Origin of the sequence: Pseudideonella sakaiensis (assembly GCF_048320135.1) — a bacterium.
In the GTDB taxonomy this organism is placed as follows: Bacteria; Pseudomonadota; Gammaproteobacteria; order Burkholderiales; family Burkholderiaceae_C; genus Ideonella_A; species Ideonella_A sakaiensis_A.
On the sequence record NZ_CP182947.1, the window covers coordinates 30,568 to 42,546 of the forward strand.

Below are 11,979 nucleotides of genomic sequence, written 5' to 3' on the forward strand. Positions count from 1 at the left end.
GTCAGCGGCCGGCCAGCACATCGATGCAGCGCTTGCCCGGCATGAAGAAATAGCCGCCGCCGAGCACCTTGACGAACTGTGCCAGCGGTGCAAAACGCTGCGGCCCGCTCGCCGTCGGCACGGTCATGCTGTCGTCGGGGCCGCGGTAACCGAGGATCGGGTCGACTTCATCCTCGAGGCCATGAAAATTGCGGCCGAGCAGCCACGTCTGATTGAGGAATTCGAACTGGCGTTCGATATCGGCATTGATGCACATGAACAGCAAGCCGGGGTTCTTGCCCGCTTTCGGGCGATAGCGGCGTCCGACTCGCAGGATGCGGTGCCGGTTGCTGATGGCCAATTCGATCGCGGAGCCAGGCTGCAGGCTGTCGCGTGGGTTGGCGCGCCGGACGTGGGCGCCGAAGGGGCAACGCAAGCCGCCAGGATCCTCGCGTCCGAACAGATAGTCATTGTCCGGCGCCCGCGGCTTGCCCCGGGCAGGCGGGTGCGGGTGACGAACCAGCGAACTGCCGTCCTTCCAGCGGCCGACCATCCGGGAGGCAACCCAGTGCTCGAGTTCGCCAGCATCAACGAAGCCGGGGTGGCGCGCATCTTCGGGTCTTTGGTCGATGGTCCGTGCGATGGCACTGACGGCATCATTGAACGCATTGATGTCCTGTTCGAATTGGCGGATCACCAGGAATGTGCCGTTGCGGCCGATGTCGTAGCCCATGCTGGTTGGCGACGGGTTCAGGTTGCCGAGGTTGTCGCGATAGCCCATCACCAGTTCGCCCGGCTCGACGACATGGAGCTCATTGCCAGGTTTCGACCAGCCCGGCCCGCCGCGCATGACCGGCTGCGAGATGCCATCGCGAAATCCGAACGGTTCACGCAGGATCACCTCCTTGGTCAGCGGGTCCGGCAGCGGCAACGGCCGCATCGGCACATCGGTGGCCGCGGGTTGCTGGAACTGCTGCAGACGACGTTTTTCGCGATTGATCAGCAGCTTCAGTTCAGCGGCTTTGCTCGCATAAATCAGCATTACCGCATTGACATTGACTTCGGGGGCCTGATTTCCCCAGAGCCAGTCCAGGGGCAGTCTGTCGCCGAGCAGGCGCGCGCGGTACGGGGTGGCCATGCCGTCCTGGAACGCCGTCGGGAAGGTTGCCAGCGCGGCGTCATCGAGGCCGAGGTGGCGCAGGCCCGTGCTCGTGAAGCCGATCGTGATCGCCGATGGCTCGCGCTGCGCATGGGCACCAAAGGAAAGCGCCGGGCGCAGATCGTCCAGCCATTTGCGAGCCGAAGCGTGATGACGCAGGCTGACCAGCATGCAGTGCGAGTAGCGGAATGCGGGCAGGCCACCGAAGACGAGCGGGCAAAGCTCGGCCTTTTCGACTTCTTCCGGGGCGTGGTAGCCGAAATGCGACAGCCATCTCGCGGCCTGGATCTCGTCGGCCGCACTGGCAAACCCATGGCGGATCGCCGCATTGATGCGGATCCGGCTGTTCGTCAGATGCGGATAGGCGCAGAACCAGAACCGCGTCGGCACCTGCTGGCGCCGCGCCCAGCGCTTGAAACGGGCTCCGTCTGCAGCACCACCTTCGATCAGGTTCTCGGTTTTCGGGAAATCGCGGGTGTTGCTCCAGATGCTGGTCAAGCCCTCGCGCAGCCGGGCGATGAAATCCTCCAGGTAGCTGTCCCAGGTGCCGTCGAAGTTTGACAGGAAGATCAGGCGGTCGGTTCCGGGCAGGCAGATCCAGCGCGCGAAATGGATGGTTCCGATGCGGTCCAGAAAACCCGGTTGCGAGCGGCGGCGGACCAGTTCGGCAATCGCCCACAAGGCCAAACGCAAGGCGACCTTGCGCGCCCATCCCTTCTTCACGAACGACTGCGCAGCAAGATGGTTCTGGACAAAACCTTCCTGGTTTTCGCGCGACATGATTTCCTGGACCATCGCCCGGTCGGGCTCACGGTCGATCGGCACGTCGTTTTTTTCGCTGCGTTGCAGCATCTTCCGGCCGATCAACACGACGATGCCGATGAACACCAGCTCGATCATGAATATCAGGACAGCCGCCGGCAGCGCCAGCAGCAGCTTGATGAGGATTGGAAGGTCCCATGTCCACCCGGGTGGTCCCAGCGCCCAGGCGGCAGCGAGCAACAAGGCAATTCCGAGCGGCAACCAGAGCAGGTCGCGCACCGCGGCAGGAATCAGGTCCGAATACGAAAAACTGCGCTTCGCGTCGTCGAGCAGTGGTATCGGCTCGCATACGAAGGCCCACTTCCAGTTGACGTCGGCAAAGATCTGCGCCCGTGCGAAGCGCAACATCTTCAGCGCGGATCCGCGCGGGCAGTCCGGCCTCTCCAGCAGATTGCGCAGCGTCACGGAGAGGGACCACTCGGCGGTGATCCGCCGCACCGTCATCCCCGGCGTGCCGGTGAACATCATGCCGGCGGCGCCGGTCAGCAGTGGCTTGAACTCCAGACAGTGCTGTTGCATGCAGGCCAGCAAGGGGCCACTCGTCCAGCTGCCAGTCCTGCGGACAAGCTCGGCCAAAGGGCCGTGATCGCCGCCCATGGTCTCGACCATGTCTGCCAGCACATCGGCCGGATGGCCATCGGCATTGGCCTCGATCAGCAGACGGGCTGCCAAGCCTTCCTCGGCCGGCAGCGTGAACATGCTCATGAAGTGCACCGTCTGCCGCAGCCAGACCAGTGGCAGGCGGGACGGATCGGCATTCTTGACTGCTTCCAGATGACCTTGAAAACCATCGAGCCAGTCGTCGACCGCCGGCACGTTGCCGGTTTCGACCTTGATGACAACGGTTATGAAGGCGTGTGTCATTTCGCCTCCCCGAACCTTGCCTGCAGGTGCAGCGGATAGGCCCCGAAGCGCTGCAACTTGCCACGCTTGCCTTCGACCGGCTCGAGCGCTTCGCGTCGCAGCAATGGCTTGAAGGTCTGCGTCAGCTGCGCGATCGCAATGTATGCGCCGACGCACCAGTGCTGGCCGACGCCGAAGACCAGATAGTCGTCGTCCGGGCGATCCGGATCGAACGCGCCCGGGCGCTTCACGACGCGCGGATCGAACATCGCCGCTTGCGTGCTGGCGAGCACCGGCGTGCCGGGTTTGAGCCGGCAATCGGGCAGGAAGCGGCGCCGCACCGTATAGCCCTGAGGGCCGACCTCGCGGAACGGACCGAGATTGATGTTGCGAAACCGCAGCGCCTCGCGCAGGCACTGCCACAGCAAGCGGTCGTCGTCGGCAAGCGCAGCGTTGCGCGCGCGCGCCATGAAATCCGGGCGCTTCAACAGGGTTTCGAGGATGTTGCCGCCGGCCAGCACATTGGTCGGGATGAAGCCCAGCACCTTGCCAAACAACTGGGCGTGGATCACGTCATCGGTGACGTGATCCGGGTCCGCTGCCTGCAGCTTCAGAAACTGCGCCATCGCGGTATCGGTTGGCGGCGGGTCGGTTCTGGCGGTTTCGATCGAATCACGAATCACCCGGCGCAGGCAGTGTGCTGCGGCCTGTGCCTGCCTCGTCCCCTCGTCGTCCTGCCGGGTGAAGGGCGGGGCGAACAGGTACGAGCTGACGACGAGGGTCCACTTTGCAAACATGACCTCGGCCGGACTGGGCTGCGCATTGTTCGCGTCGGGGGTGGCGATCTTCAAGCCGTAGTACTGCGCGCACATGCGCGTGGGCACGGCAGTGATCAAGTCTTCGATCGCGTCGAATGGTTGCCCGTTCGCGAGCGACTTGACGATGTTGCTTGCCGCCTTTGCAGAAAGCTTGCCGACATGCTTGACGTCGGACAGCGGGAACACGCGAGCGATCTGCTCGTAGCTGAGGCGGTATTCATCGCCGGGCTTCATGCCGAGCACGAAATTGCGCCCGCCGTGTTCGTGCCCACCGGTCACCTCGATCATCTTCCAGTGCCAGGGAACCGGGAACAGATCCGACCGGGACAGGACCTGGCGGACGTCGCCGTTGCGCAGAAAAAGCTGCGCACGCCAGACGACCATCGGCAGCACCGGCGTCAGCAAGCCGAGAAAGGCGAGCACGCGATGCACCGGGTAGCTGGTCACCCAGTTGAAGGCGCGAGCATTCCAGTTGGGTCGTTCGAGCCACTCGGGATCGAAGCCGCTGCATTCACCTTCGGGCATGACCGCCTCCTGCATCGCGATGCCGGCCGCAACCGTGGCGGATGCTAGCCCCTCGATGCGCAGATCGGAAGGCCGCTTGTCCACCGCTTCTAGGGGGGTCGGGCCGGCGGACGACCAAGTTGCACGGATAATCGTTGCAGGTCATCCACCAAACTGAGGGTGCTGGCGATGCGGCTGGATGTACGAGGCTGGCTCGAGGTGCATGGTCTGGGGCAATGGGCCGACCGCTTCGAGTCGATGCAGATCGATGCCGAGGCCCTTGCGCTGATGAGCGAAGCGCACCTGAAGGAGCTCGGCATTCCGATCGGGCCGCGGCTCAAATTGCTCGCCGCGATGGCGACGCTGCCGCGGCCTGAACCGGCCGGCGCCGAGCGCCGTCGGCTGACCGTCGTCTTCGTCGACATGGTCAATTCGACTGCCTTGTCGAGCCAGCTCGATCCGGAGGACCTGCGCGACCTGATCCGCAGCTATCAGCAGACGGTTGCTGCGGAGGTGGCGCGTTTCGATGGCAATGTCGCGCGCTTCATCGGCGATGGCGTGCTGGTCTATTTCGGCTACCCGAAGGCGCATGAAGACGATGCCGAAAGGGCAGTGCGTGCGGCGCTGGCAATCGTTGCGCGGGTGGCCGGGTTGAAGGCCCCATCCGGCCAGGCGCTTGCGGCCCACATCGGCATCGCGACCGGACTGGTCGTGGTGGGCGAGCTTCTCGGCGGGGGCGAGGCCACCGAGCGGGCAGTGCTTGGCGAAACGCCGAATCTGGCGGCGCGGCTGGTCGATCTGGCGGAAGCGGGCAGGGTGGTCGTCAGCGCGCAGACCCGCGCCCAGACCGGCAATCTGTTCGAGATGGCGGCACTGCCACCACGGGCCGTGAAGGGCTTGCCGATGCCCGTCGCCGCGCACATGGTGCTGGCCGAGCGCGCGGTGACGACACGTTTCGACGGCCACCGTGGCTCTCGTCTGACTGCGCTGGTCGGCCGGGACGAGGAACTGGCGACATTGCAGGGCCTCTGGCAACGCGCCATCGGCGGCCACGGCCAGGTGGTGATGCTGACCGGCGAAGCAGGGATCGGAAAGTCCCGCGTCGTCAAGGCGATGCAGCAGAGGCTGCGCGCTCAGCCGCACGTGAAGATCGTCTCGCAGTGCTCGCCGTACCACAGCGAGACTGCGCTTTATCCGATGATCCGCCAGCTGACGCACGATGCCGGCATCGATGGCGCCGCCACGGCCGATGCCAAGCTCGACCGCCTGGAGGCGCTGGTCGTCGGCGCCACGGCGACCGATCTGGCGCTGATTGCCGCCATGCTCGGACTCGACGGCGAACATCGCTACGGCAAGCTCGAACTGACGCGCGACCAGCAGCGGATACGCACATTCGACGCCTTGCTGAACCATCTGCTTCGAATCGGCAGGCACTCGCCGTTGTTCTGGGTGCTCGAGGACGGCCACTGGATCGATCCGACGACACGCGAATTGATCACCTACTGCATCGACCGCATCGCCGATGCACCGATCCTCGCGATCGTCACCGCCCGACCGGACGCCGATCTCGCATTCGGCCAGCCCGCCAATCTGCACCAGATCGTGCTGGGCAAGCTCGGCGCCGACGACGTCTCGGCGATGGTCAGCGACCTGTCGCGCGGGAAACCGGTGCCCGATGGGCTGATGCGCGAGATCGTGCTGAAGACCGATGGCGTGCCCTTGTTCATCGAGGAGCTGACAAAAGCGGTGATCGAGTCCGGGCCGCCGCCCGACGCAGCGGATGCGGGCGGGGGACCGGAACCGCCGCCACGCCAGATTGCGGTGCCTGCCTCGCTGCATGACAGCCTGATGGCGCGCCTCGATCGACACCCGGCGCTTAAAAATGTCGCCCAGTTTGCTGCCTGCATCGGCCGCGAGTTCGACCGCGATCTGCTGGCAGCAATCACGCGAATCGATGCGGACGAATTGAGCGACTGCCTGGCAAGGCTGGAATCCGCGCAGCTGATCTTTCGACGCGGCGATCCGAGCCACCGGCTGTATGTCTTCAAGCATGCGCTGGTACGGGATGCAGCCTACGAGAGCCTGCTCAAGTCCAGGCGTCAGGAAATCCATTCGAGGCTGCTGCCCGCATTGGAGGCGCGGCCGGCAACACCGCCGGAATTGCTGGCCCGACATGCCAGCGAGGCGCGACTGCTCGACAAGGCAATCGACTACTGGCAAAGCGCCGGCACGCTTGCGATCGCGAAGCCGGCATACCAGGAGGCCATCGCCCACCTCGGGCACGCACTGCGGCTGGTCGATTCGATGCCCGACGACCCGTGCTGGCAGGCCCGGCGACTGCAACTGCTGATGCTGCTCGGGCAAGCAACGATCCCGCTGCGCGGCTACAGCCATTCACAGACGCTGGAGGTCTTCAAGCGTGCCGAGGCCCTGACGGCCACGATGGGCGACGCCGCGCAGCGCTTTTCGATCGCCTACGCGATGTGGGTCATCTATTACGTGCGTGGCGACCATCAGCTGGCCTTCGACGTTGCGCAACGGATGCTGCAGGGCGCCAATGACGCGGAGAGCGCAAGTTGGCGACTGACCGCGATGCGTGCGCTCGGCATCAGCCAGATGATCCTCGGCGAGCCTGCCGTGGCGAATGCCATCTTCGACGAGGCGGCATCGCTGGCGGTGATCGTGCATCAAAAGTCGCGCGTCCAGCGGCTTGCGGTTGCCCAGCGCTTCGGTGCCGATCCGGAGATCGCGACCCAGTTTCATGTCGCATTGACGCTGTGGGCACTGGGCCGCATCGATGACGCGCGCGATTTGTCGGCGCGCACGGTGGAGGCCGCCCGCGCGATGGGCCACGTGCACACGCTCGGACACGCGCTGGCGCACGGCGCGATCGTTGCAGTCGTGGCGCGCGATGCAGCCGAGGCCCTGCGCCTGAGCGCCGAGACCATCGTCTTCGCCGAGACCTACGAGATGGACCTGTGGCGCGGGTACGGCGCGATCCTGAATGGCTACGCCGAGATGCTGGCCGGGCGTTCGGCGCCGGCCGTGAAGGCGCTGGACACCGGTTTGAACCACCTTGCCCGGACGCAGACCGGCGCGATGGTTCCTGCGCACAGGGCGGTCCATGCCTATGCGTTGGCAAAGCAGGGCCGTCTCGAAGAGGCCGCCCGTCAGGCCAGGTGGATACGCGAGGAAATCGGCAGCGGAACGGAGCGGTATTTCTGGCCCGATTGCCTGATCTGGCTGGGCGACTATTTCCAGTTGGAGGAGGCCGATCGGCCGGCCGCCGCAGCCGAGGCCGCCTATCTGGAAGCACTCGCGATCGCCCGCAAGCAGAAGGCGATTTCCTGGGAGTTGCGGGCAGCATCCAGAGTGGCTGCCTGCTGGCAGGCGCGTGGCGAGCGCTCCGAGGCTAAGGCGCTGCTTGCACCACTGCTGCAGAAGTTCAGCCAGGGCGGGGACACCGCGCCGATACGCGAAGCCGAAGCACTGTTGGAAAAATTGCTCTGAATCAATAGCTTGAGGTCGAGACTTAAAGTTGATTCTCTAATACTTGAAGTGATTTCTAGGTGACGGCCCTGGTGTCGACAAGCTCGGCACGGTCGCTCCAAGCTGCAGAGGGCCCACCGTAAGAGGCAGCCGACTTCTCCAAGTGGTGCTGTCTGACCGGCGTGGCCGAGCCGCCTGTACGAGCATTGGACAAATTGACTTCCTGATGCCGTCTCCATGGTCAATGGCAAATCGAGCGGATCGTCCCGCCGCAAATTGCGCGATGCCGACATGCCGAGCAGCCCGACGGTGCTGCTGCTGGTCGACTTCGTCAATCCGCTCGATTTCCCTGGCGCTGAGAAACTGGCTCCGGCAGCCGCCAAGGCAGCAAAAGCGACAGCAAAGCTGCGCCGGCAGCTGAGCCGGCAGGGCGTGCGCACGGTCTACGCGAACGACAACTACGGCAACTGGAATGCCGACCTCAACGCGCTGTGGAAAAGCTGCGCCGCCAAGCGCGGTTACCCCGCCGAAATCGCCCGCGCGCTGAAGCCGCGCAAGGACGACCTGACGATCCTGAAGCCACGGCACTCGGCGTTTTATGCGACGGCGCTCGACATCCTGCTCGAGCAGCTGAAGTGCAAGAAGCTGGTGCTGGCAGGGGTTGCGGCCGACAGTTGCGTGTTGTTCACCGCGATGGACGCCTATCTGCGCGGCTATTCGGTGCGCATTCCGAGCGACTGCGTCGCCGCCGAGGAAGAGCAGGCGACGCAGGCGGCGCTCGAGCACATGGCGCGGGTGCTGAAGGCCGACATCTCGCCGGCTGAAGACCGGCGCAAATCACGCGGCGACGGTGGCCCGAACTGAGCGGGAAGCGGCTATCCTGCTGCCCTCATGAGGCACCCATTTCCATTGCTGGTTCTGCTTGCGCTGCTCGCCGGCTGCGCGACGCCGGATCCGATTTTTGCGCCGGATCTCGACCGCAGCCAGCTGCCGAAACCCGACCGTACATTGTCGATTGCCGGTCTCGGGCCGTGCACCGACAACCCGGACCGTCGGTTGCAGGTGCGCACCGGCGAGCCGGTGACGCTGCTGGTGCATGGCTGCTTCGGATCGTCGGGCCAGTTCCGCGCGCTGGCGCAGGTGCTGGCATTCCAGGGCCAGCAATCGGCCTGCTTCACCTATGACGACCGCGCTGCGCTCGACGACCCGGCAACCGAATTGCGCCGTGCGGTTTCGCAACTCGCCGAACAGACCGGCAGCCGGCAGATCACCGTGATCGGCCACAGCCAGGGCGCGCTGGTCGCGCGCAAGGCGATGACCGATGCACTCGCCGAGCCGCCCTTGCCGAAGCAGAAGACGCCCGACTGGCGGCTGGTGACGATTTCCGGGCCGTTTTCCGGCATCGATGCGGCGCGCACCTGCGGCAAGAGCTGGCTTTATCCGCTGACGCTCGGGCTGCTGCCGCTGAGCTGCCATGCGATCACCGGCGCAAAGTGGGCCGACATCACGTTTTCGTCGCGCTTCATCAACGAGCCCGGGCAGCTGTCGGCCGGTGTCGATCATCTGAAGATCGATACCGACGAGCGCGATACCTGTCGACGACAGGAGGGCGGGCGTTGCGTCGAGAGCGATTTCATCTTTTCGCTGGCCGAACAGCGCAACGCGACGATCGATGCGGACCCGCGGGTCGACCGCGTCGAGGTCGACGCTGGCCATGTCGAGATCGTCGGCGACAAACTGCAGGCGCCGACCAAGCTGCTGGCGATCCTCGAGCAGAAAGGCGTGCTGCAGCCCGTTGCTCCGGAGCGGCGTTCCGCGTTCGAACGGATGGTGGCTGCGGTGTACGGGCTGCTGCCTGGGCACCGGCGTTAGCCGTGCCGGCAAGGGGTGCTCGACGGGGCGCAGAAGTGTTCGTCGGCGAAGGTGATGCCAGACGCAATCTTCAGCCGAACCCTGTCGGAGTTTACATAATATACATCGTCGTCACAGATCGAAGTGACGAAGGAGCAGGCCGCATTTGGCAGCCCAGGCTCCAGGAAATCGATCAGTCGTCGAGACCTGCTTCGTACTCGATCGCCTCGTCGTAGGCCTGCACGCTTTCCGGCAGCTTCGAGATCAGCGGCTTGTCGAGCGGATGGAACACCTGGCGGTGCAGCCGGGCGAGGCGCTCCGAGTGGTCGACCGCAGCGAAGACGGCTTGCGGGTCGAGCATCAGCGCGAACGGATTCGAGGCCAGCGTGGCGGCGGTCTGCATTTCTTGATCTCCCTATCGAGGATTCGATGGAAGCGAATGTAGATTTGCCGCCAAAGGCACGCAGTCGGTACAACGCCAGCCGCCGTGTCAGGCATTTGCTGACAAGGCTGTCGGTCGACAGGTGCCGTTTGTCAGGGTCCCGGCGCCCGGCCGGGTTGCCGACCCGACGCCCCTCAGCGCGGCATCAGCTTCTCGAGACGCGCCGCGAGCGATTCGCGGCCGCCGGCCTTGGCAAAATCTACTGCTGTCAGCCCGTGTTCGTTGCTGGCGCGGATCTCGGCTTTCGCCGCCAGCAGCCGGTCGACATTAGCCTCGGCGCCATAACGGGCCGCCATCATCAGCGGCGTGGTGCCGTTCGGCGAGCGGCCATCGATGAAGGCGCCCTTGCCGATCAGCCAGTCGACGACCTCCGGATTCGGTCCGGTCGCGGCATAGTGCAGCGCGCTCCAGCCGTCGTGGTTGATCTTTGCGCCCTTCGCCACCAGCCGCTGCACCCAGTCGAGACGACCACGCAGCGCGGCGATCATCAGCGCCGACTCGCCGTTCGGATTGAGCTTGTTGATGTCGAGCTGCGGCGCGGCGAGCAAGGCTTCGGCCGCCTTGTGCGACTCGTTCAACAGCGCATAACCGAGCATCGTCCGGCCGCGGTTGTCGAGCGCATTGGGGTCGCTGCCGCTGCGCACGAGGCGGCTGACGGCGCCGGCGTCGTCGCGGTTCACCGCCACCCACAAGTCCTCTTGCGGGTTGGCATGCGCGCAGGAAATCGTAACGGCGGCAATCAGATAGGAGATGTATTTGAAGTAGTTTCTCATCGGGCTTGAAGTTGGTTTGACGTTGCTTTCGGCAGCGGGGGCAGCTTGAACAGGCGCTCGGTATTGGCGGTCGTGATGGCGGCGACCTCCTCGACCGGCAAGCCCTTGATCTCGGCCAGCTGCTGCGCGACGTAGGGCACCAGCGCCGGTGTATTGGTCTTGCCGCGAAACGGTACCGGTGCCAGGTACGGGCTGTCGGTCTCGATCAGGCAGCGGTCGAGCGGAACGTAGGCGGCAACCTCGCGCAAATCCTTCGCGGTCTTGAAGGTCAGGATGCCGGAAAACGAGATGTAGAAGCCGAGGTCGAGCGCGCCGCGCGCGGTGTCCATCGTTTCGGTGAAACAGTGGAAGACACCGTTGTCGCCGCCCTGCTCGCGCAGGATCGCCAGCGTATCGGCAGATGCGCTGCGGGTGTGGATGATCAGCGGCAGCCCGTTCGCCCGGCTGGCCTGGATGTGGGTGCGAAAGCGCTCGCGCTGCCACTCCATCTCGGCGACGCTGCGGCCGTTCAGCCGGTAATAGTCGAGCCCGGTTTCGCCGATCGCGACGACCTTCGGCCGCGCAGCGAGTTCGAGCAGCCACTCGAGCGTCGGCTCCTGCACATCCTCGTTGTCCGGATGGACGCCGGCGCTGGCCCACAGGTTGTCGTTGGCCAGCGCCAGCGCGTGGACCTGCGGAAACTCCTCCAGCGTCGTGCAGATGCACAACGCGCGGTCGACGCCGGCCGTGGCCATCGCGCTGCGGATATTCGGCCAGTCGGCCTGCAGTTCGGGAAAGCTCAGGTGGCAGTGGGAATCAAAAAACATGCGGCTGGGGCGCAAAGGTGGTCGGTGGAGTCGCGAATGTTGCGGCGCCAGAATGGCGCGCGCGCTCAGATCGTCTGCGTCGGCTTGCTCGACGAGATCGACGTGCCGAGGATTTCCTCGATCTTGGCTTTCAGCGCGCGGGTCTTTTCGTCGCCGGGAAAACGCACGCCGACACCCTGCGTGCGCCCGCCCGATGCATTGGCCGGCGTGATCCAGCCGATCTTGCCGGCCACCGGATAACGCTGCGGATCGCCGGGCAGCGACAGCAGCAGGTACAGGTCTTCACCGAGCCGATAGTCACGGGTGGTCGGCACGAACAGCCCGCCGTCGGTCATCAGCGGGATGTAGGCGGCGTAGAGCGCACTTTTTTCGCGAAAGACGAGCTGGATCACGCTCGGGCGACCGGCGCCGGCGCCACTGCTGCCCGGGCTCGGCAGGTGGCTCAGGTCGTTCAACCCGCCGGGTATCGTCTTGATGTCGCCGTTGCTCATCG

The 11,979-nt window shown here is 65.1% G+C and carries 9 protein-coding genes; 3 read left to right on the plus strand and 6 right to left on the minus strand.

The window, feature by feature from the left end; all coding sequences use genetic code 11:
- Position 1: 1 nt before the first annotated feature.
- Positions 2-2,824 (minus strand): Dyp-type peroxidase, encoded by a 2,823-nt coding sequence (locus tag ACNH6H_RS00160; protein ID WP_418314701.1) that lies wholly within the window; start codon positions 2,822-2,824, stop codon positions 2-4.
- A complete protein-coding gene (locus ACNH6H_RS00165; protein ID WP_418314702.1) occupies positions 2,821-4,230 on the minus strand; it encodes a cytochrome P450 in 1,410 nt (469 codons plus the stop codon). Before ACNH6H_RS00165 ends, ACNH6H_RS00160 begins: the two co-directional genes overlap by 4 nt.
- An 84-nt stretch (positions 4,231-4,314) precedes the next feature.
- On the opposite strand from ACNH6H_RS00165, the gene ACNH6H_RS00170 reads away from it, so the two are divergent.
- The 3 genes from ACNH6H_RS00170 (at position 4,315) to ACNH6H_RS00180 (ending at position 9,486) form a co-directional block, all read left to right on the plus strand.
- The gene (locus ACNH6H_RS00170) at positions 4,315-7,635 is read left to right on the plus strand and encodes an ATP-binding protein (RefSeq protein WP_418314703.1); all 3,321 of its coding nucleotides are present in this window, start codon (positions 4,315-4,317) and stop codon (positions 7,633-7,635) included.
- A gap of 216 nt (positions 7,636-7,851) precedes the next feature.
- A complete protein-coding gene (locus ACNH6H_RS00175) occupies positions 7,852-8,478 on the plus strand; it encodes an isochorismatase family cysteine hydrolase (RefSeq protein WP_418314704.1) in 627 nt (208 codons plus the stop codon).
- Positions 8,479-8,505: 27 nt separating this feature from the next.
- Complete coding sequence (locus tag ACNH6H_RS00180) at positions 8,506-9,486, plus strand: esterase/lipase family protein (protein WP_418314705.1); 981 nt, start codon at positions 8,506-8,508, stop codon at positions 9,484-9,486.
- A gap of 172 nt (positions 9,487-9,658) precedes the next feature.
- Here ACNH6H_RS00180 and ACNH6H_RS00185 read toward each other — a convergent pair whose 3' ends face one another.
- From ACNH6H_RS00185 to ACNH6H_RS00200, 4 genes are all read right to left on the minus strand, one after another.
- Complete coding sequence (locus tag ACNH6H_RS00185) at positions 9,659-9,868, minus strand: hypothetical protein (RefSeq protein ID WP_418314706.1); 210 nt, start codon at positions 9,866-9,868, stop codon at positions 9,659-9,661.
- Between the two features lie 173 nt (positions 9,869-10,041).
- A complete protein-coding gene (locus ACNH6H_RS00190; protein ID WP_418314707.1) occupies positions 10,042-10,680 on the minus strand; it encodes an ankyrin repeat domain-containing protein in 639 nt (212 codons plus the stop codon).
- Positions 10,677-11,486 carry a TatD family hydrolase gene (locus ACNH6H_RS00195; RefSeq protein ID WP_418314708.1) on the minus strand — a complete coding sequence of 270 codons (810 nt, stop codon included), beginning with the start codon at positions 11,484-11,486 and terminating at the stop codon, positions 10,677-10,679. Before ACNH6H_RS00195 ends, ACNH6H_RS00190 begins: the two co-directional genes overlap by 4 nt.
- Positions 11,487-11,551: 65 nt before the next feature.
- The gene (locus ACNH6H_RS00200) at positions 11,552-11,977 is read right to left on the minus strand and encodes a PilZ domain-containing protein (RefSeq protein WP_418314709.1); all 426 of its coding nucleotides are present in this window, start codon (positions 11,975-11,977) and stop codon (positions 11,552-11,554) included.
- Positions 11,978-11,979: the final 2 nt, after the last annotated feature.

Excerpts from the sequence above, each read along its gene's own strand:
- ACNH6H_RS00160 (WP_418314701.1), bottom strand. The coding sequence starts at position 2,824 with ATGACACACGCCTTCATAACCGTTGTCATCAAGGTCGAAACCGGCAAC.
- ACNH6H_RS00170 (WP_418314703.1), top strand. The coding sequence starts at position 4,315 with ATGCGGCTGGATGTACGAGGCTGGCTCGAGGTGCATGGTCTGGGGCAA.
- ACNH6H_RS00175 (WP_418314704.1), top strand. The coding sequence starts at position 7,852 with ATGGTCAATGGCAAATCGAGCGGATCGTCCCGCCGCAAATTGCGCGAT.
- ACNH6H_RS00180 (WP_418314705.1), top strand. The coding sequence starts at position 8,506 with ATGAGGCACCCATTTCCATTGCTGGTTCTGCTTGCGCTGCTCGCCGGC.
- ACNH6H_RS00185 (WP_418314706.1), bottom strand. The coding sequence starts at position 9,868 with ATGCAGACCGCCGCCACGCTGGCCTCGAATCCGTTCGCGCTGATGCTC.
- ACNH6H_RS00190 (WP_418314707.1), bottom strand. The coding sequence starts at position 10,680 with ATGAGAAACTACTTCAAATACATCTCCTATCTGATTGCCGCCGTTACG.
- ACNH6H_RS00195 (WP_418314708.1), bottom strand. The coding sequence starts at position 11,486 with ATGTTTTTTGATTCCCACTGCCACCTGAGCTTTCCCGAACTGCAGGCC.
- ACNH6H_RS00200 (WP_418314709.1), bottom strand. The coding sequence starts at position 11,977 with ATGAGCAACGGCGACATCAAGACGATACCCGGCGGGTTGAACGACCTG.